The sequence below is a fragment of the Ruegeria sp. AB5 genome, assembly GCF_056542645.1.
This window is the reverse complement of the sequence record NZ_JBQGAE010000001.1, coordinates 62,452-82,115: the sequence shown is the minus strand read 5'-3', so window position 1 is coordinate 82,115 and position 19,664 is coordinate 62,452. Positions and strand designations below refer to the sequence as shown.

Annotated in this window: 21 protein-coding genes; 10 read left to right on the top strand and 11 right to left on the bottom strand. The window is 60.1% G+C overall.

Translation table 11 applies throughout. The features are described from left to right. Window positions 1-17: 17 nt before the first annotated feature. Window positions 18-626, top strand: coding sequence for an HdeD family acid-resistance protein (locus tag ACR0L4_RS00415; protein ID WP_480509749.1), 609 nt, complete (start codon window positions 18-20; stop codon window positions 624-626). A 101-nt stretch (window positions 627-727) separates the two neighbouring features. Here the strand turns inward: ACR0L4_RS00415 and ACR0L4_RS00410 are convergent, their stop codons facing one another. The 4 genes from ACR0L4_RS00410 to meaB all read right to left on the bottom strand — a co-directional run bounded on the left by ACR0L4_RS00410 (window position 728) and on the right by meaB (window position 3,477). Then, window positions 728-1,216, bottom strand: coding sequence for a copper chaperone PCu(A)C (locus ACR0L4_RS00410; protein ID WP_480509748.1), 489 nt, complete (start codon window positions 1,214-1,216; stop codon window positions 728-730). Between the two features lie 42 nt (window positions 1,217-1,258). Then, window positions 1,259-1,597, bottom strand: a complete 339-nt coding sequence (locus ACR0L4_RS00405; protein ID WP_480509747.1) for a hypothetical protein — start codon at window positions 1,595-1,597, stop codon at window positions 1,259-1,261. A 412-nt stretch (window positions 1,598-2,009) separates the two neighbouring features. After that, entirely contained in the window at window positions 2,010-2,297 is a 288-nt protein-coding gene (rpmB, locus tag ACR0L4_RS00400; protein ID WP_170753140.1) for a 50S ribosomal protein L28, read from the bottom strand. Between the two features lie 208 nt (window positions 2,298-2,505). After that, complete coding sequence (gene meaB, locus ACR0L4_RS00395) at window positions 2,506-3,477, bottom strand: methylmalonyl Co-A mutase-associated GTPase MeaB (RefSeq protein ID WP_170753143.1); 972 nt, start codon at window positions 3,475-3,477, stop codon at window positions 2,506-2,508. A 121-nt stretch (window positions 3,478-3,598) separates the two neighbouring features. Here meaB and hrpB point away from each other — a divergent pair, with 121 nt between their 5' ends. The 3 genes from hrpB (at window position 3,599) to ACR0L4_RS00380 (ending at window position 8,246) form a co-directional block, all read left to right on the top strand. Then, window positions 3,599-6,049, top strand: coding sequence for an ATP-dependent helicase HrpB (gene hrpB, locus ACR0L4_RS00390; protein ID WP_480509746.1), 2,451 nt, complete (start codon window positions 3,599-3,601; stop codon window positions 6,047-6,049). 167 nt (window positions 6,050-6,216) lie between these two features. Continuing rightward, the gene (locus ACR0L4_RS00385; protein ID WP_480509745.1) at window positions 6,217-6,675 is read left to right on the top strand and encodes an NUDIX hydrolase; all 459 of its coding nucleotides are present in this window, start codon (window positions 6,217-6,219) and stop codon (window positions 6,673-6,675) included. 92 nt (window positions 6,676-6,767) lie between these two features. After that, window positions 6,768-8,246, top strand: coding sequence for an inorganic phosphate transporter (locus tag ACR0L4_RS00380; protein WP_480509744.1), 1,479 nt, complete (start codon window positions 6,768-6,770; stop codon window positions 8,244-8,246). Between the two features lie 8 nt (window positions 8,247-8,254). Here the strand turns inward: ACR0L4_RS00380 and ACR0L4_RS00375 are convergent, their stop codons facing one another. From ACR0L4_RS00375 to ACR0L4_RS00365, 3 genes are all read right to left on the bottom strand, one after another. Next, a complete protein-coding gene (locus tag ACR0L4_RS00375; RefSeq protein ID WP_480509743.1) occupies window positions 8,255-9,229 on the bottom strand; it encodes a 2-dehydropantoate 2-reductase in 975 nt (324 codons plus the stop codon). 68 nt (window positions 9,230-9,297) lie between these two features. Beyond that, window positions 9,298-10,266: a pirin family protein gene (locus tag ACR0L4_RS00370; RefSeq protein ID WP_480509741.1), complete on the bottom strand. Its 969-nt coding sequence runs from the start codon at window positions 10,264-10,266 to the stop codon at window positions 9,298-9,300. Window positions 10,267-10,397: 131 nt separating this feature from the next. Next, complete coding sequence (locus tag ACR0L4_RS00365) at window positions 10,398-11,228, bottom strand: phytanoyl-CoA dioxygenase family protein (protein ID WP_170753155.1); 831 nt, start codon at window positions 11,226-11,228, stop codon at window positions 10,398-10,400. Window positions 11,229-11,415: 187 nt separating this feature from the next. Between ACR0L4_RS00365 and ACR0L4_RS00360 the strand changes: the two genes are divergently transcribed. After that, entirely contained in the window at window positions 11,416-11,898 is a 483-nt protein-coding gene (locus tag ACR0L4_RS00360) for a peptidase associated/transthyretin-like domain-containing protein (protein ID WP_480509739.1), read from the top strand. Between the two features lie 47 nt (window positions 11,899-11,945). Beyond that, window positions 11,946-12,497 (top strand): ferric reductase-like transmembrane domain-containing protein, encoded by a 552-nt coding sequence (locus tag ACR0L4_RS00355; RefSeq protein WP_170753284.1) that lies wholly within the window; start codon window positions 11,946-11,948, stop codon window positions 12,495-12,497. On the opposite strand, the gene argF is transcribed toward ACR0L4_RS00355, so the two are convergent. Further along, window positions 12,494-13,420 (bottom strand): ornithine carbamoyltransferase, encoded by a 927-nt coding sequence (argF, locus tag ACR0L4_RS00350; RefSeq protein WP_480509737.1) that lies wholly within the window; start codon window positions 13,418-13,420, stop codon window positions 12,494-12,496. The genes ACR0L4_RS00355 and argF overlap by 4 nt on opposite strands. Window positions 13,421-13,489: 69 nt before the next feature. Beyond that, window positions 13,490-14,677, bottom strand: a complete 1,188-nt coding sequence (locus ACR0L4_RS00345) for an acetylornithine transaminase (protein ID WP_480509735.1) — start codon at window positions 14,675-14,677, stop codon at window positions 13,490-13,492. A 304-nt stretch (window positions 14,678-14,981) separates the two neighbouring features. Between ACR0L4_RS00345 and ACR0L4_RS00340 the strand changes: the two genes are divergently transcribed. Then, complete coding sequence (locus ACR0L4_RS00340) at window positions 14,982-15,872, top strand: DMT family transporter (protein WP_480511108.1); 891 nt, start codon at window positions 14,982-14,984, stop codon at window positions 15,870-15,872. Here the strand turns inward: ACR0L4_RS00340 and ACR0L4_RS00335 are convergent. Next, a complete protein-coding gene (locus ACR0L4_RS00335) occupies window positions 15,854-16,657 on the bottom strand; it encodes an ABC transporter permease (protein WP_480511106.1) in 804 nt (267 codons plus the stop codon). The two genes, ACR0L4_RS00340 and ACR0L4_RS00335, sit on opposite strands and share 19 nt — an antisense overlap. A 128-nt stretch (window positions 16,658-16,785) precedes the next feature. Between ACR0L4_RS00335 and ACR0L4_RS00330 the strand changes: the two genes are divergently transcribed. Further along, complete coding sequence (locus ACR0L4_RS00330) at window positions 16,786-17,361, top strand: GcrA family cell cycle regulator (RefSeq protein ID WP_480509733.1); 576 nt, start codon at window positions 16,786-16,788, stop codon at window positions 17,359-17,361. 5 nt (window positions 17,362-17,366) lie between these two features. Then, the gene (locus tag ACR0L4_RS00325; protein WP_480509731.1) at window positions 17,367-18,011 is read left to right on the top strand and encodes an NUDIX hydrolase; all 645 of its coding nucleotides are present in this window, start codon (window positions 17,367-17,369) and stop codon (window positions 18,009-18,011) included. Window positions 18,012-18,014: 3 nt separating this feature from the next. Here ACR0L4_RS00325 and ACR0L4_RS00320 read toward each other — a convergent pair whose 3' ends face one another. Beyond that, window positions 18,015-19,091, bottom strand: coding sequence for a T6SS phospholipase effector Tle1-like catalytic domain-containing protein (locus tag ACR0L4_RS00320; RefSeq protein ID WP_170753167.1), 1,077 nt, complete (start codon window positions 19,089-19,091; stop codon window positions 18,015-18,017). A gap of 172 nt (window positions 19,092-19,263) precedes the next feature. Here ACR0L4_RS00320 and ACR0L4_RS00315 point away from each other — a divergent pair, with 172 nt between their 5' ends. Continuing rightward, entirely contained in the window at window positions 19,264-19,470 is a 207-nt protein-coding gene (locus ACR0L4_RS00315; RefSeq protein WP_480509729.1) for a hypothetical protein, read from the top strand. The last annotated feature ends 194 nt before the right edge of the window (window positions 19,471-19,664 follow it).

Sequence of the window (19,664 nt, the reverse complement as noted above, 5' to 3'; positions counted from 1 at the left end):
CAAAGTGAGACCACGCCATGACAGACCAAAACCCGCAAACCGGTGAAATTTTGGATGAGGGCAGTATGGCCGACCGGGACATGTTGAGCGCCCAGTTGGCAAGCCTCTGGTGGACTTTCTTGCTGCGCGGTGTGTTGGCCGCGGCTGTTGGCATCGCGGCCCTGTTCTGGCCTTCGAGCAGCATTGCGTTGCTGCTGCGGCTGGTCGGCGCATTGCTGGTCCTCGATGGCGTCCTGACGCTCTTTGGTGTTGGACGGCGGGGGCTTCTGGGTAGTGCCGCGATTGGCGCAGTGCTGATTGGCCTCGTCTTGCTGATCTGGCCCGAGGGCACGGTCAAGCTGGCCTTCTTCCTGTTGGGTGCTTGGGCGCTGATCATTGGTATCGGCTCACTGGCGGCCGCCCGGCAGATGCGCGAACAAGACCCGCAGCGCGGCTCGATGCGCGGCTCGGGCTTTGCAGCGCTTATCATTGGATTGGTTCTGATGATATGGCCAGCCATTGCACTGGTGGCGCTGGGATGGGCCATCGCTTTCTCGGCACTCGCCATTGCCGCCGTCATGTTCTGGCTGACTTCGCGCCTGCGCAGTGCCAATGACCGGGTCGGTATGAAAAACATCACCCGGTAAAGTAAGGTCGCTACCCTGAACCCCAAGGCACAACAGGCCGGGCAAAGCCCGGCCTGACGCATGGATGACGGCCGCATCGCGGCCCGAAGACAGGCGTCGCCTTAGTTCGAATGCGACCCCTGTTTGCCCTGACCATGGCCATGCTTGTCCTGGCGTTCCAGATCAACAGGGACATCGATCAGGACCTCACCTGCATTTTCGAAGACCAACGTGACCGGCACTGTGGCGCCATGTTCGAACGGTTGCTTCAGCCCCATGAACATCACATGGTCGCCACCACGCTTGAGCACATGGCTCTCTCCTGCTGGAATCGCAAAGCCCTCCTCGACCTGTACCATCTTGGCTATACCGGCATCGTCGATCTTGTGGGTGTGCAATTCAACGCGCACAGACACATCCGAGGTCGCGCTGAGCAGGCGATCCTCGGTGTCTCCGGTGTTTTGTATCACCATGAAAGCCGCGCCTGCCTTGGCTGATTTACCCGCCGACCGGGCATAGGCATCATCAACCACGATGATGCTGTCTGCAATTGCGGGAAGGGCCAGAGCACAGGTGGCCAGGGTTGCGAGCAGAGTCGATTTGAAGGACATCATGCCTCTCCATTGTAGAAAAACTGGGAATTCGGAGGGGTTTCAGGCCAACAAAGGCGGCGCGCGCGCTGGTTGACTGGGCAACGGCAAGGCAATCAGGCTGTCCACCTGGCGCGCCGGTTGGGGCAGCGTTCGCTGCGGGGCCTCCGGCACAGGTGGCTGTGCCGCGCAAACAGCTCCCAACAGTGCCAGGGCATAGTCGGGACAAAAATGCGGAGGCGCAGTCGGTTGACCTGACGCATCCATGTAGACAACGACAGGACCTGTACCGGTGCACAGCACCATCTGTCCCACAGCGTTGTCGATACCACGGGACGCCGCAACACCCTGTCCAGTCAGTACAACCAGCAGGGACAGCAGAACAGGCACAACTTGATGCACGACGCGTCTCATATTGGCGTCGATATAAGCCTTGGTTTGAATGGGCTTCAAGCGCGAAACGGTCGCACTCTAATTCCGGGTCAGTAGTCCATTCCTGGCCGCTTGACAGTGCCCTTGGTCAGGCTGGTATGCGTCCGGTTAACCCTGCGTTGCATCCGCGAACACGCCGAAATCGTCCTACCAGCCAATGCGTTCAATATTTGAAAAAAATATATACTCTTTAATGACATGGGAAAGCCCTCGCCGCTGGATAAGTTAACGCTACGTCAATTTACATCAACTCGTCTGTGAACAAGATCACACAGCAGATATTTTATTTCGCCTTTGGCAACAATCAACAAAAATCGTTTCCAAAAAACAAAAGCCCCGAGCCGGACGGGCTCGGGGCTTGTAAGTTTAAATGTGTAAAGGTTTAGACCGAGGCTTGTGCCTTGGCGATTTCCTTTTTCACTTTCAGAGCGTTCGCAGACAGCTCATCGTCCTTGGCTTTGGCCAGGAACGCATCCAGACCACCACGGTGGTCGACAGAACGCAGAGCAGCCGCCGAGATGCGCAGCTTGACGCCACGACCCAGAGTCTCGGACTGCAGGGTAACGTCATTCAGGTTCGGCAGGAAACGACGCTTGGTTTTGTTGTTGGCGTGGCTGACATTGTTGCCAGTCATCGGGCCTTTTCCGGTCAGTTCGCAACGGCGCGACATGGTTTCTTCCTTTGTTTCTGGAGGCCCGGCAAAACGCCTGCGGCCAAATCACAAGGGGCGCAACCCGAAGTCGCGCCCGAAAACTGGTTGGATGCGTTTAGTTGGAATCGCCCTGAGGGTCAAGACGGACAAAGCGAATTCTTTTCCATACCGTCCCATGCGGGAAGGGCCCTGCCCTGCGGGTGTTTTCCGCAAGAAAAAACAAGTGTCAGCTCAATGTAGCCAACATCTGTTGTGCGGCCATCGCCGGGCTCAGGCGGCCTTGGGACACTTCGGCATCCAGCCGCGCCATCTGGGCCTTGGCCTGAGCGGTTTCAAGGCGGGCAAGCAGCGCGTGGCGCACCTCCTGATCGAACCAGTATCGAGCCTGGGCCGCGCGATTGTTGTGCCAATGACCCGCCTCGCGGCGCCAATCGGTCAGGGTCTGGATTTCGGTCCAGGCGGTGTCGAGCCCATGTTCTTCGACAGCCGAGACGGTCATGGCCTTTGGGAACCCTTCCGGGTCCTGCGGGCGTTTGCGCAGCAGACGCAGCGCCCCGGCATAGTCGGCGCAGGTGCGGGTTGCCGTAGACTTAAGATCCCCGTCCGCCTTGTTGATCAGGATGATGTCTGCCATCTCCATGATCCCGCGCTTGACGCCTTGCAGCTCATCCCCGCCTGCGGGCGCCAGCAGCAGCAAGAACAGGTCCGAAAGCTCCGAGACCACTGTCTCGGATTGACCAACGCCAACGGTTTCGATCAGAACCACGTCGTAGCCTGCCGCCTCGCACAGGGCGATGGCCTCACGAGTGCGGCGCGCGACGCCGCCCAGATGGCTTTGACTGGGCGAAGGGCGAATGAAAGCGTTGGCTTCCCGGCTCAGGCGTTCCATGCGGGTTTTGTCACCCAGAATCGATCCGCCCGAGCGGGCCGAACTGGGATCAACAGCCAGAACCGCCACGCGCAACCCCTGCCCGATCAGCATCATGCCAAAGCTTTCGATGAAAGTAGATTTGCCGACACCGGGCGTACCCGACAATCCGATGCGCAGGGATTGCCGCCCGGACTGCGCCAGATGGGTCAACAACTCGGTCGCTTGCGCCCGGTGATCTTCTCTCCGGCTTTCGACCAACGTGATTGCACGCGCGAGGGCCCGGCGTTCGCCTTCTAGGATCCTGTCGCCCAGGTCAGCAATGTTCATTCGTGCGGTCCCTCTCGAGTTTGCCCTAGATGACTTTTCCGCGTGGTGTTTGTCCAGAGGTCCAAGCGGGATTTGCTGCGGTGCTTCTGGACCTTGGGTCGTGCTTTGGCGATAAGGCTGCATGACCCGTTTGCCGATAGACGATGCAATCCCCGAGCTGCTGGATACTCTAAAGGTCCATGGCAGGGCCGTGCTTCAGGCCCCGCCCGGTGCAGGCAAGACCACGCGGGTGCCGCTGGCCATGCTTGAGGCAGGGCTGTGCGAGGGTCGGATCGTGATGCTGGAACCCCGGCGACTGGCGGCCCGCGCCGCGGCCGAGCGGATGGCCGGGACGCTGGGCGAACAGGCCGGTCAAACAGTTGGATATCGGGTGCGCGGCGATGCACGGGTTTCAAAATCCACCCGGATCGAGGTGGTCACCGAAGGTATCCTGACCCGGATGCTGCAATCTGAACCTGACCTGCCCGGCGTCAGCGCGGTGATTTTTGATGAATTCCACGAACGGTCGCTGAATGCCGATCTGGGTCTGGCACTATGTCTTGAGGTGACAGGCGCGCTGCGGAACGATCTGATCCTGCTGGCGATGTCCGCGACACTGGATGCAGACCCGGTGGGACAGCTGATGGGAGCCCCGCTCGTGACCTCGGCTGGGCGTAGCTATCCGGTCGAGACCCGGTGGTTGGATCGGCCTTTGGGTGCACAGGCCCGACGGCTGGATGCATTGATCGATCTGGTTGTTCAGGCCGAGCGTGAAACTCGGGCTTCGGGCGGAGGCATATTGGTATTCCTGCCTGGCGAAGGGGAAATCCGCCGGGCCGAAGGCGCCCTGACCGGACGTTTGCGCAAGGATTGCGCTGTGCGGCCCATGTTCGGTGCAATGCCGTTCAACGCCCAACGCGCCGCGATTGCGCCAGTCGAGAGCGGGCGCAAGGTGGTGCTGGCAACCTCGATTGCAGAAACATCGCTGACCATTCCCGATATTCGCATCGTGGTCGACATGGGTCAGGCGCGAAGGGCACGGTTCGATCCCGGATCGGGTATGTCGCGACTGGTGACAGAACGCGTGACGCGGGCCGAGGCGACGCAGCGGTCAGGGCGGGCGGGCCGTGTCTCGGAAGGTGTGTGCTATCGGCTGTGGTCCAAGGGTGAAGATGGCGCAATGGCCGCCTACCCGCCTGCCGAGATCGAAGCCGCTGACCTGACAGGTCTGGCACTGGAACTGGCCCTTTGGGGGGCCGAGGTCGGAGATCTGGCTTTTTTGACCCCGCCGCCCGCAGGCGCTTTGGCCGAAGCGCGGGCGCTGCTGACCATGCTGGGGGCGCTGAACGAAAAGGGGCGGATCACGGATCACGGACGGGCCCTGGCGGCGTTGCCGCTCCATCCGCGTTTGGGGCATATGCTGATTTCCGCCGGACCTCAGGCGGCGTCATTGGCGGCCCTGATGGCCGAGCGCGATCCGCTGAAGGGCGCCCCGGTTGATCTGACATTGCGCCTTGAAGCAATACGGGACGCCCGGGCGTTTCAACGCAACAGGGTCTGGCAAGTCAACATGGGCGTGCTGGACCGGGTCAAGGCCGAGACAAAACGCCTGCGGGCGCAAGCTGGAGGCGAAACCGAAACCCAAAGCCACGCGGCCATGGCAGCATTGGCGTATCCCGACCGGATCGGGCAACGGCGCAAGGGAGATGCTCCGCGCTATGTGCTGTCGGGGGGCAAAGGCGTCGTGCTGGACACCAGCGATACGCTGGCGGGCGCACCCTATCTGGTGGTCGTCGATACGGATGGAAACCCGCGCGAGGCCAGGGCGCGTATGGCTGCACAAATCTCGGAACGGGAGATCCGAGACCTGTTTTCGGATCAGATCGGCTGGCAAGACAGATGCGCCTGGTCCAAGCGCGAGCGGCGCGTCATCGCGCGGCGACAGGAGTTGTTCGGAGCGATCACATTGGACGATCGCGTCTGGAAGGACGTGCCGGATGATGTGGTGGCCCAGGCCATGCTGGACGGTGTGCGCGATTTGGGGCTGCGGCTTAGTGGGGCTGCGGCCCGGTTGGCCGCGCGGGTGCAGCTGGTGCGCGGTGATGGCGTCGACCTGCCCGATTTCTCGGATCAGGGGCTGATGGAGACACTGGATGACTGGTTGTTGCCGATGCTCTCGGGCGTACGCAGCGCCGACGACTGGAAGCGCTTCGACCTGCTGCCAGCGTTGCGGGCGCGGCTGGACTGGACCCAGACGCAAGAGCTGGACCGACGCGCACCGGGATCGTTCATCACGCCGCTGGGACGGAAAGTACCGATAGACTATGGCGCTGACGCGCCTGAGATTTCGGTGCGTCTGCAGGAAATGTTTGGCGTCACGCAGCATCCGATCGTGGGGGGCGCACCTCTCAAGGTCACGCTGCTATCGCCCGCACGTCGCCCGATCCAGATCACCCGTGATTTGCCGGGGTTCTGGGCAGGCTCCTATGCGGATGTGCGCAAGGATATGCGGGCGCAATACCCCAAACACCCATGGCCAGAAGACCCGACACAGGCTGATCCAACGTTGCGGGCAAAACGCAGGCCGGTCTAGTAGGTAGCCTGTTTTTGGGCGAAACTGCGGAACGTCGCGGGTTTTGCGGTATAATTGCCGAAACACTCTGACCAAAACGGCAATCTGTGCAGCTCGCGTTGCAAAAGGTGCCTCCCACAACTATGTCATCAACCGTTCAGTATGCTCAATTCTTAGACAGCCGACAGATGAAAGCACAGTTGCAGAAAATCTGGGACGAGGTCGGACGACCCATGGTCCAGCGCCCCAAGCGGGTGCAGGTTGCTGCGCTATGCACGCGCAAGGCCGGATCCGGTGAAGAGGTTCTGCTTGTCACCAGCCGCGACACCGGGCGCTGGATTATTCCCAAGGGTTGGCCCATTGACGGGCTGGACGGCGCAGAAACCGCCTTGCAAGAGGCCTGGGAAGAGGCTGGCGTACGCAAAGCCGTGGCCGAAGAGGACCCAGTCGGGCATTTCACGTATGACAAGATACTCAAGGACGGCTCGGCAGAACCTGTTTTGACCAGCGTGTACCGCCTTCGTGTCAAAGAGTTGTCGGATGACTATCCCGAGATGGATGAGCGCAAGCGAAGCTGGGTGCCCCCCAAAACCGCCGCCAAACGTGTGAACGAGCCGGAATTGCAGGCCCTCTTGCGGGATATGTAAGGGCCCCACGACAATGTCAGGACTATTGGGTTGCCCTTGCACAGGGAAACCGATAGCCGCCAAGCCCGTATCCCTGGAACGACATCAAGACCATGGCGAATTCGCACTCAAAACCCCGTTGGCAGGCGCTGGACAGTGACCTGCATCGCATCTCGCGCGTCGAGACAGCGAATGCGCATGTGGCCCGTCCTTTGCTGGCGCCGGGCCTTGCGCTGGCCTTCATGGCGTTGGCCGGGCTGACAGCCGCGGTGCTGTTCGGGCAGATGGACGGCGCGTTCATCGTCGTCGCGGCGGCAGCATTTGGTGCCTATATGGCAATCAACATCGGCGCCAATGACGTTGCCAACAACATGGGGCCTGCGGTTGGCGCAAACGCGCTGACCATGGGTGGTGCAATTGCCATCGCAGCCGTAGCCGAAAGCGCGGGTGCGCTACTGGCCGGGGGCGACGTTGTTTCCACGATCTCCAAAGGGATCATCGACCCTGTATCCGTCCAGAACAGCGATGTGTTCATCTGGGCAATGATGGCGGCGCTGATCTCGTCCGCCATGTGGGTCAATCTGGCGACCTGGGTGGGGGCTCCGGTTTCGACCACCCATTCGGTGGTTGGCGGTGTAATGGGCGCGGGCATCGCCGCAGCGGGTCTGAGCGCGGTCAGCTGGGGCACGATGAGCGCGATAGCAGCCAGTTGGGTGATCTCGCCGGTTCTGGGCGGGGTGATTGCAGCCGGGTTTCTGGCACTGATAAAGGCAAAGATACAGTACCGGGAAGACAAGATTGCCGCCGCCCAACGCTGGGTTCCTATCCTTGTCGGTCTTATGGCAGGGGCCTTCGCCACATATCTGGCCGTGAAAGGGTTGAAAAAGATCGTCGAAGTCGAGCTGGACATCGCGCTGCTGATCGGGCTGAGCACGGGTGTGCTGGCCTGGTCTGTGACCATACCCTGGGTCCGTCGCAAATCCGCCGGTTTGGAAAACCGCACTCGTTCGCTGAAGACACTGTTCGGGTTGCCATTGGTCATCTCGGCCGCTTTTCTCAGCTTTGCGCATGGTGCCAATGACGTGGCAAATGCGGTTGGACCTTTGGCTGCCATCGTCCATGCCGCCGAATCCGGAGGATTTGCCGCCAAAGTGTCGATTCCTGTCTGGGTCATGGTGATCGGAGCGTTTGGCATATCCTTTGGCCTGTTCCTGTTCGGACCAAAACTCATCCGCATGGTTGGCAGCCAGATCACCAAGCTGAACCCGATGCGGGCCTTCTGCATCGCTCTGTCGGCGTCGATCACCGTGATTGTGGCCAGTTGGCTGGGACTGCCGGTCAGTTCGACCCACATCGCCGTGGGTGCGGTGTTTGGTGTCGGGTTCTACCGCGAATGGCATTCGGACAAGCGTTGGAACCGGTCGAACCGCCAACGTCCGCCGGAACAACGCCTGGCGCGGGAAGAACATCAACGGCGCATGCTGGTGCGACGGTCGCATTTTATGACCATCGTGGCTGCTTGGGTCATCACCGTCCCCGCTGCGGCCACGATGTCAGCGATGATTTTCTGGTTGCTGACGGCCTTTACCTGAGCCGGTGATCAGGGACGGGTCTGATCCGGTGAGAGCGGGTTTTCCGGGGCCTTTCGGATCAGGTCTGCAATATGGGCGCAGATCGGTGTAGGGACACCTGTCTGTTGCCCAAGACGCACAATCTCTCCCTGAAGGCTATCAATCTCGGTTTGGCGGCCTGCGCTCAAATCGTACGCCATTGAAGTCCGCGCACTGGGGTCAATGGTCAACATCCGCGCAGCGATACGTTTGAACAGCGGTGTCGGCAGGCGCAGAATATGCGGCATCATCCAAGCGGGCAGCGGAGTCGTCGAGACCACGGGGCGACCCGCGGCTTTCAGGACAGACAACGCCTCAGCCATCTGATCGGCCATCACGCGACGCCAGTCACGGTCCATCAGTTGAGCGCGCAGCGTAAGGCCGGACAGTGCATTGAGCGCGTTGTTGAGATTGATGACCAGTTTGCCCCACTGCACGGCTTCGATCCGTTCACTTTCCGCTATGGGCAGGTTTGTACTGCTCAACTGCCCCGCCACCGCCCCCGGACCGGCCTGAATGACGATTTCACCGGATGTCGCCCGGTGATAGCTGGCCGGATCAGTTGGCACGACGTTGAAGGGCACCATGCCTGCGCGGACATCACGGTCAGGCAAAGCATCGCGCAGGGTTCGCGCATTCTCCATTCCGTTCTGCCAGGACAGGATGGGGGCGTTGGTCGGAGCATGTGACGCGATCAGATCAGCCATTTCAGCGGTGGCCCCGGACTTTACGGCAACAATCACAACCTCGGCGCCGGCCATACAGGTCGGGTCTTCGCTCAGGTCCAGCGACGCGGCAGGGACGGTGCAGCGCAGGCCCGAGAAATCGCTGACGCTCAGGCCCTGCGCCCGGATCGGATCCAACACGCGCGCCCGGCCCAGCAATGTAACCGTGTGCCCTGCATTGGCCAGCAATGCGCCGCAATAGCACCCGATACTGCCTGCACCAGCGATGACGATCTTCATGGTGAACCCTCCGCTTGAAGAAGGATCACCGGAATAGTTGGTCCGGACAAGCCGGACTTTCTATGACGTCACGTTGAACGCGCCAACCGAGGCTTGGTGCGCTCCAGCTCCGGAGAAATCGGGATAAACTCCTGATCGTCGCCGGGCGGCAGGTGGAAGGCACCATCGGCCCAGTCGGCCTGTTTCCATTCCCGCGTGGCGTGCTCGATCTTCTCTTTCGACGAGGACACGAAATTCCACCAGATATATCTATCCTCGTTCAGGGTCGCGCCCCCCAGCAGCATCAGCCGCGCACCCAATGGACCTGCCGTGACCGAGAGCTTGTCGCCCGGGCGGAAGACCATCATGCGACCCTCGTCGAATGTGTCTCCTGCGATATCGACAGAGCCTTGGGTGACATAAACACCGCGATCTTCATGATCTTCCGGCAGCGGGAAGGAAGCACCGGGGTCCAGTTGGACGTCCAAATAGAAAGTCTCGGAAAGCATCGTCACTGGACTGGTTTCGCCATAGGCCGAACCGAGGATCAGCCGGGCACTAACGCCCTTGTCCTGAATATGAGGCAGCGCACCATTTTTGTGGTGTTCGAAGTCAGGGGCCATATCCTCATGCGCTTCCGGCAATGCGATCCAGGTCTGAATGCCGAACAGTTTGTTTTCTCGGGCCCGGGTCTCGGCACTTGTGCGTTCGGAATGGGTGACACCGCGCCCGGCCACCATCCAGTTGACCTCGCCTGGGTAGATCATTTGATGCGTGCCCAGACTGTCGCGGTGTTCGAATTCGCCCTGATAAAGATAGGTGACGGTGCCCAGCCCGATATGGGGATGCGGGCGGACATCGATCCCGCCCTCGGTAATGAACTCGGCAGGGCCCATCTGATCGAAGAAAATAAAAGGTCCTACCAACTGGCGGTCGACCGAGGGCAAGGCGCGGCGCACTTCGAAACCGCCCAGATCCCGGGCGCGAGGGATAATCAATGTCTCAAGCGCTGAGTCCTGCGAGCTGCATTCGGGGCTGTGGGTCGGGTTCCAACTCATACCTAATCTCCGGTGCTTCGGTTCACTGATGCAGGATATAGGGCGAAAACACGCATTCACATCCCCAAAACCGCACACTAAAAGTGCGCCGCTATCCAGTGATGGACATACCTTTGTCTCAACAGCTTCAGTTACGGCCAGAGTCGGGGAAAGAAAGCTCCGTCGATGCGGTCGCCTTCATTGTATCCTGCCGCCTCGAACTGGGCGCGCTCGTCCTTGGCCCAATCCCCCCTGTAACGGAGAATTCCGTCCGGGGCGGTCATTCTGAGCGTAAAACGGCGCACCGTTTCGGTTGGCGTTACAGAAGACAGACCACCATGAAGAGTGCGCATATCGAAGAAAATGCAATCCCCAAGCTCCAAGTCCCATTGCAGCAGATCATAGGCGTCTGGGTTTGCATTCACATCGGGGGGCGGGTGATAGGTATGGCCTGCGACTTCGGTGGGTTCGAAACTGGGATGGCCATCGGCAAACCGCACCCGCATGAACAGCTTGCCCCAAAGATGCGAGCCCTTGACGAACGCAATGCCGTTTTCTTTCGAGACAGGCTCCAATGGCAACCAAAGGACACACATTGTGCCTTCGAAATCAAAGTAGGACAGGTCCTGATGAAAGGGCGGGCGTGAGGTCGATCCGGCTTCACGCAGGAACCAATTGTCCATAACCAGATTGATCGAAGGCGCGCCCAGCAGGTCAGCAGCCAGTGCAGCACAGGGCGAGTTTCGGACAAAATCGTTGAATTGTGGGATTTTGTTCCAAGCCCAGAAATCCTCGAAATAGGCAGGTGCGTCCGGGTCCTTGGTGTGGCGTGTGAAATTTTCGGTGGGATCGGCCAAATCGGCATCGATACCGTCCCGCAACAACGCAAGCCAATGGTCCGGGAAAACTGATCGCAGCACGACGGCTCCATCGCGTTGAAAGGCTGCGATGTCGTCCACTGACACGAGGGGCCTGTCTGTCATCTGCCATCCCTTTCCGAATTGGGCCTCAGGGCCTGACGATTGCACTGCGCGCGCAATGCGTCAAAGGATTCCGATCCCCATCAACGCTTGGCCAACAAGGTCTCGGAATGCGCGACAATCATACTATATTGAAGGGAGGCGTCAGGTAGGCACCGGGCGCATGGATCGTGGTTTCAAGGAGAGTTGCATGACCCAGGTCTCTCGTCGTTCGCTGATCGTCACCGGTAGCGCCGCTTTGGTCACGGGTGCTTCCGGTGTGTTGGTTCCTGCGCGGGCCAGCGGGGTGGCGCCCACGCCGTCGATGCGCGGAGGCTCCAACAACTACCGACCCGGCGCTCCGATTGTCGAGCGGATCGGCGAGGGCGGTTTCTGGATGACAGGAACGGTGCGGCGCGCGGGCGACGGAGCCCCCCTGCCCGGCCAACGCATCCAGATCTGGGCACATACCACCGAAGGTCACGAGCGGGATCAGCGCAGTCATGGGGCGACTCTGACGGATGCGAATGGCGAATTCCGGCTGGAAATGCCGCAGATCGTGCCCGCGTTCGGGCAGCCGCACGGCCATCTGGCCTATGACAGCGGCGACTTCGAAACGGTGTTCCTGCGGCCCGTCATGTCCAGTTCGAAAGACAAAACACTGGCTGCGCATTTCGTGCTGCAACCAGTCTGATCCAAGTGCTCCGCAGTCTGGGCATTTGGGCAGCCATCGGTGCCGCCATGTTTATTCCTTTGGCGGCAGCGATGTTGAGCCCACTGCTGGCTTGGCGTGACCCTGTCTACATTTTGTCCGGGTTTGCCGGGGTTCTATGCTTGGGGTTGCTGCTGCTTCAACCGTTGCTGGCGACAAAAGACCTGCCTGGTCTGTCCCCGATGACCAGCCGACGCTTGCATCGATGGGTCGGCCTTACGCTGATTGTGGCGATTCTGATCCATGTCGGCGGGTTGTGGGTCACTAGCCCACCGGATGTTGTGGATGCCCTGCTGTTCGTGTCACCGACGCCGTTCTCTGCTTGGGGTGTGATTGCCATGTGGGCCGCGTTTGCGGTGGCGCTGTTGGGACTTTACCGGCAGCGGCTAAGCCTGCGGTTTCGCCTCTGGCGCTTGACGCACACGAGCCTGGCGACCGTGACGATTGTTGGCTGCGTCGTGCATGCGATGCTGATCGAAGGCACTATGGAGATCATGACCAAGACCGCACTTTGTGTGCTGGTGCTGCTGGCAAGCGCAGGTACGCTCGCCAGGATGCGGGTTTGGGAGGTCCGGCGTTAGACGCCCAGACACCACCGCATGACCGCCTTTTGCGCATGAAGGCGGTTTTCAGCCTCATCAAAGATCACCGAGTTGGGGCCATCCATGACCTCCGAGGTTGCTTCCTCTTCGCGATGTGCAGGCAGGCAATGCATGAACAGCGCATCAGGTTTGGCGTGCGACATAAGTTCGGCGTTGACCTGATAGGGGCGCAACAGGTTGTGGCGACGCTCTTTGGCCGATTGGGAATCGTGCATCGAGACCCATGTGTCGGCGACCACCAAATCCGCGCCTTCGACCGCCTTGAACGGGTCGCGTTCGACAACGATCTTTGACCCTTTCTGGCGCGCAAGACCGATGAATTCGTCCTCTGGGTCGAACTGCGCGGGGCCGGCGAACGTCAGGTCAAATCCGAACTGGCCGGCCGCGTGCAGGAAGGAGGCGCACACATTGTTCCCGTCGCCGGTCCACACCACCTTTTTGCCTGCGATGGGCCCCCGGTGTTCTTCGAAGGTCAACACGTCGGCCATGATCTGACAGGGGTGGGTACGATCGGTCAGGCCGTTGATCACGGGTACGTCCGAGTATTCCGCCATCTCGGTCAGGATGGTTTCATCAAAGGTTCGGATCATGATCATGTCGACATAGCGCGACAGCACGCGGGCTGTGTCAGCGATGGTCTCACCGTGACCCAATTGCATATCCTTGCCCGACAACACCATAGTTTGCCCGCCCATCTGACGCACGCCCACGTCAAATGACACACGAGTCCGGGTCGAGGGTTTTTCGAAGATCAGCGCGACCATGTGATCCCTGAGAGGCCGGTCATCATCCGGCGCGGCCTTGGGCCGACCCTGCCGCGCCTGTTTCATGGCAGCGGCTTGATCGATCATGGCCCGCAATTCGCCTGCATCGGTTTTGTGGATATCGAGGAAGTGTTTCATTTTGCTTCGCTTTTATCTTTTGGACAGTAGGGGCGACCCCCACTGCCAAGCAATTGGAAAAGATGACGATCATGCCGTGGCAAGATGGGTCTCGACTTGTGCTGCGGCTTTGTCGAGGCGGATCATGGCTTGCGCAATATCGTCCTCTGTCAGGGTCAGGGGTGGCAGCAGGCGGATCACGTTGTCGGCGGCGGGGACGGTGATAACCTCGTTGTCATAGCCCGCGTTGACCACATCCAGATTGGGTGCCTTGCACTTGAGACCAAGCATCAGGCCGGAACCGCGCACTGCTTCGAATACCTCTGGATGTTCGGCAACCAAACCTTCGAGTTTCTGGCGCAGCAGGCCGGCCTTGCGGTTGACGCCGTCAAGGAAGGCGGGTGTTGCCACCTGATCGATCACCGCACAGCCAACGGCGCATCCCAGCGGGTTGCCCCCGTAGGTAGAGCCGTGAGTGCCTGCGGTCATGCCGCTGGCGGCCTCTTCGGTGGCCAGAACAGCCCCCAGGGGGAACCCTCCGCCGATGCCTTTGGCGACCATCATGATGTCGGGTGCGATCCCCGCCCATTCATGCGCAAAAAGCTTGCCAGTCCGGCCCACACCGCATTGCACCTCATCAAGAATCAGAAGCAAGCCGTGATCGTCGCAGATCTGGCGCAGGGCTTTGAGTTCGGTATCGGGCACCGGGCGAATGCCACCTTCGCCCTGAACGGGCTCGATCATGATAGCGGCTGTTTGGTCGGTAATAGCGTCGGTGACGCCATCAAGATCGCCGAAGATCAGATGCACGAAGCCCGGCAGTAGCGGGCCAAAGCCTTTGGTCATCTTCTCAGAGCCAGCCGCAGCGATGCCCGCCGAGGAGCGGCCATGGAAAGAGCCATCGAATGTGATGATCTCGACCTTTTCGGGCTGGCCTTTGTCATAGAAATACTTGCGCGCCATTTTCACGGCCAGTTCGCAGGATTCTGTGCCGGAGTTGGTGAAAAACACTGTGTCGGCGAATGTGTGCTCGACCAGCTTGTCGGCCAGCGCCTGCTGTTGCGGAATATTGTAGAGGTTCGAAACATGCCACAGCGCATGTGCCTGCTCGGTCAGTGCGGCCACCAATGCCGGGTGGGCATGGCCCAGCGCGTTCACCGCGATGCCCGCGCCGAGGTCCAGAAAACGTCGGCCATCCGCCTCGGTCAGCCAGGCGCCCTCGCCCTTCACGAAAGTCAGGGGTGCGCGGTTATAGGTCGGCAGAACGGACGGGATCATCGGATCATCCTTTTCGAATAGCTTGAGCCCTGTGAGTGATACACGAGAGCCATGGTCGTCAACTGATTTGGTGGAGTTTGCGCGGATTTGGACAGCGCAAATAGATCAAACGGGCCGGTTACGCGGTCAGGCGTCGGCGTCGGAGCCGCAGTATATGTGCAGTCTTGATCATGGCCGGTCGTATAGCGGGGCTGGTCCGATCTGGGAACCCTCTAATTTGCGTCGTCGTGAAATTTTGCGCTGGATCGACCATGCGACGCATTTGGCGCTTGTCATTTGCCCTTGCGTACCGCACCGCTGGGGCATGACGCCTGCCCGCCAAAACCCGTCCCTTGCGGCCCTGTTGATCTTTGCTGCCAGCGCTTTGTTGGCCGGAACGACGTTGTTGGCAAAGGCTTTGGGAACGCATGCTTTGGGCCCTCCGCTGCACCCGATGCAAATCAGCCATGGTCGTTTTTTGTTTGCCTTTGCGGTGATCGTCGGCGCGGTGGCCGTATTGCGCCCGCCCCTGAAGCGTCCGCACTGGGGGCTGCATATCGGACGTACCAGTTTCGGGTGGCTGGGGATCACGCTGATGTTTGCCTCGGTCGCCTATATCCCGATTGCAGACGCAACTGCGATTTCTTTCCTCAACCCCGTCTTTGCCATGGTTCTTGCGATTCCGCTGTTGAAGGAAGGTGTTGGACCCTGGCGCTGGCTGGCGGCATTTGTGGCCCTGGTCGGGGCACTGATCCTGTTGCGGCCCACCCCGGCCAGCTTCCAACCGGCAGCCCTGTTGGCATTGACCGCGGCAATGGTGATCGGGATGGAACTGATTTTCATCAAGAAACTCTCGGGTCGCGAGATTCCGATCCAAATTCTGTTGATAAACAATTCCTTGGGGCTGGTCATTGCCTCGGTTGCGGTGGTCTTTGTTTGGCAGCCGCCAACGATGTCACAATGGGTCGCTCTGGCCGCGATCGGAGGGTTGATGGCGTGCGCGCAAGCCTGTTTCGTCAACGGGATGGCACGGGCGGATGCCTCGTTCGTGGCTCCGATCAGCTATGCAACCCTGATCTTTGCAGCCTGCTATGACTTTGCGATCTTTGGCGTGGTTCCGGACACAGTCAGCGTCATCGGCTCGTCGATCATCCTGACCGGCGCGCTGATCCTGGTCTGGCGGGAAGCGCGGCAGCGTCAGGCCTTAAGCCGGTAACCTGTACGCACCATCTGCCAAGTCAGCGCGCATACGGCCAGGGTCGCCGCCGAACAGACCACAAACCCCAATACAGGCGCGCTGTCCGAGACCCCGATCATCCCATAACGCAGGCCATCGATCAGATAGAAAACCGGGTTCACATGGCTGATCTTGTTCAAGACCGGCGGCAATGCCTCGACCGAATAAAAGGTCCCCGACAAAAAAGCCAGAGGCGTGACAATGAAGTTGGTGATTGCAGCCATCTGGTCGAACTTGTTGGCAAAAATACCTGCAAACAGCCCCAGAGCGCCCATAAACGCTCCACCGAGGATGACGAAGACCAATGCCACCAGCGGGTGTTGCGGAACGATACCCAGCACCAAAGCCAGGGCGCTCGCGACCACAAAGGCGATCAGGACCCCCCGGGCGATGCCACCAGCCAGATAGCCCAGCAGAATCTCCAAAGGCGACAGCGGTGGCATAAGCGTGTCGACGATATTGCCCTGTACCTTGGATATCACCATCGAGGACGACGTATTCGCAAAAGCGTTCTGAATCACCGTCATCATCATGATGCCGGGGGCCAGGAACGTCAGGAACGGCACGCCCATGACATCGGACCGGCTGGGCCCGATGGCAATGTTGAAGATCAGCAGAAACAGACCCGCCGTGACCAGCGGGGCCAACAAGGTCTGCGTCCATACCGCCAGAAAGCGCAGCGTTTCGCGTTGTGCCAGAGTGTACAGGCCCATCCAGTTCACCCGTCCGAACCGGCGTTCGCTTTGCTGTGCGGAAATCTGCATCATCTGACCTCAAACTGATTCGAAGACCGCTTGTAACTCGGGTCGCAGTGATTAGAATAGGGGGCTGACACGAATTCCCAAGGCGGCCCGAATCCGGGGCCGCTTTCCCGTTTTTTGAAAGGCAACCCATGTCCTGGACCGATGAGCGCGTAGAACTGCTGAAAAAGATGTGGGGCGAGGGCCAGTCGGCCAGTCAGATCGCCAAAGAGCTGGGCGGCGTGACCCGTAACGCGGTGATTGGCAAGGTGCATCGTCTGGGCCTATCGAACCGTGCAACCGGATCGACCCCGGCCAAGTCCGAACCCAAGGAAAAGCCGGCCCCCGCGCCCAAGGCCGAAGCCAAGCCCAAACCCGCGCCCAAGACCGAACCGGCACGTCCGGCCCCTACCCCGGCTGCCGAGGCCAAACCCGCCATCCCTGCACGCCGTCAGATTATACCCGCCGGTCAGCCGCTGCCGCCGCAGCCATCGGCCAACGAAATCAGCCCCGAGGCACTGGCCAAGGTCAACGAAGTCGAGAAAAAGGCGAAGAAGCTTACGCTGATGGAACTGACCGAAAAGACCTGCAAATGGCCGGTCGGCGACCCCGCGACCGAGGATTTCTGGTTTTGCGGCCTGCCCGTGGAGCCCGGCAAACCCTATTGCGAGGCGCATGTGGGCGTAGCCTTCCAACCCATGAGCTCGCGGCGCGATCGGCGGCGGTAGGATCCGTGCGCCAGGATCCGACCGCGTTGGAGGATACCTGGCTATCGCGGGCCAAGCGACTTCTTGCGCTGGCCGAAACCGGCCAGCATTTTACTCAAGATCCCTTTGATCGCGAACGCTATGAAGAGGTCGCAGCACTTGCGCGCGCGCTACTTGCAGATCTGGGCGATGTACCTCTATCGCGGATCGAAGGGTTGGTTTGCGAACATGCGGGCGGTTACGCGTCACCGGGTATAGACCTTCGCGCAGCCGTGATCCGCAAGGGGCGAATTCTATTGGTGCGCGAGCGCAGCGATGGAAAATGGTCGATGCCGGGCGGATTTGCGGATATCGGCAGTTCGCCGGCTGAGAATATCGAGCGTGAGGTCCTGGAAGAAGCCGGACTGAAAGTCCGAGCAACGCGGCTATATGCCTTGCGCCACAAAGCGCGGCACGCCTATCCACCGGACGTACGGGATTTCTACAAGCTGTTCTTTCTGTGCGAAGAAGCCGGTCAAGCGGACCCTACCGCAGGCGAAGAAACAAGTGAGGCTGCTTTCCATGCACTGGACGCGCTGCCCGATTTGTCACTTGGTCGAAACTTGGAACAGGACATCCAATACGCATTCCAGGCCGCTCGCTCGGACGCGGCGCCAACGATGTTTGACTAAACCTTACTGCGCCGGATGCGTAGGCAATTCCGGGTCCGGTACCCAACCCGGCAATTCCTCGGGCGAGACCGAGGCATGCAGGTGCTCGGACTGATCCCGACCTACGGTGCGATGCTTGCGCAGCAGGAAAATCTTGCCCCATCCGCGCCATGTGCCGACCGAAGGTGCATGCGCATCAATCGGAAACCGCTCGCGCCATCCATCCGGCAGCGGCAGCCCATGCCGCTCGGCCTTGTCCAGCATCCATATCAGGGAAATGTTACTCAGCGGGCGCGCCGCGTCATATCCGTTCAGCTGGCCGCCCACATCACCATGCGTGCCCCGGAACCAAACCTGCTCGACATGGCCTTTGAACTCTGGCGTACAATTCCACAAAACCGGCTCGTAAACCTCGCGCGTTTCGTCCAATGCTATCGCATGATACCCATGGCGCGTTGCGGGGCCAAGCTGATGGTTGTGAAACGCGTGCCTGTCCTCAGCCCAGCGCCAGAGCAGCGGCAGGCGCAAGCCCAGAGCCTTGACGGTGTCCCAGACCCCGATCATCTCAATCGCCACATCCTCATGGCAGAAATTGCGGCGGAAATCGCGGGCGGCCGTGCCGCTGGGGTTACATTCATAGTGGCGGTAGGCCTGTTTGATGTTCCGCTCGGTCGCATGTTCGGGTTTTAGCAACCCGATCATATCAATCACGCCCGCAAGGCTTCGCACACCATACGCACCCCGCGAATAGCCGATGAAATAGATTCGGTCACCCGGCCTGTACCGCGACGCCAGATAGCCATAGGCGCGACGGATCTGCCGATTGATGCCCCGCCCCATCATAACATCAAGCGAGGATTTCCAGCTGTCCCACTGCACACCGGACTCGTAAAAAACCGACACCTGTGCACCCATCTCGCGGCACAGATGGAAAGTCCGCCCTGCATGGGTTTCGAACCCGGGCTCCAGCGTCGACATGGTGCCGTCCAGAATGACAACATGGCTGATCGGTTCGCGGCGCAGCGCCTCGGCTGAGTGCTCGGAGCGCAAAGGCCGCCCGAGCCATCCCAGTACCTTTCTGCTTAGCCGCGACCAAACCATATCTCAGTCACTCCTGTATTCTGTGAGGGTGCGCGAGCGTCTCAGCATGGCACGTCCCCTTATCTCAGGGCGCATTTGCACAATAGGCCCATGCGCCGATATCCGACCTCCGCAACACTTTCCGGCGGCCACCTGAGAGACCTCCGGCAAGAGCGGCAACGGCATACACTCAATGATGGGCATCCTGCGCCTGCCGGGCAAGGCGTCCAACGAAACCGTGAGCCGCTGCACCATCAAATCCAGCCTAGGTTGCCATTTGGGCATCATCATGACCAAGCCCCTCGCCCTGTGCGGCCCTATCAATCCAACCACCATATGTCTGAATATATTACGAAAGTTCAAAGACATTGCAAAATTCCTGAAACCAATTGGCGAGTGATCACGAAACTGGCAGCTCAGCCACATCTTGCCGGGTCGCGCCGTCCCGTGACCGCACCACAACAGTCTAGCCGATCCCGGTTTCCCTTGTCTGTGGCTTGGTTCACGGTTGCAGTGGACCAAGCCACGCGCGGAATTGGCGGCAAAGCCTTCCCCTTTTGCAAACCTTTCGCTATTGCAAGCGCTGACCCTCAA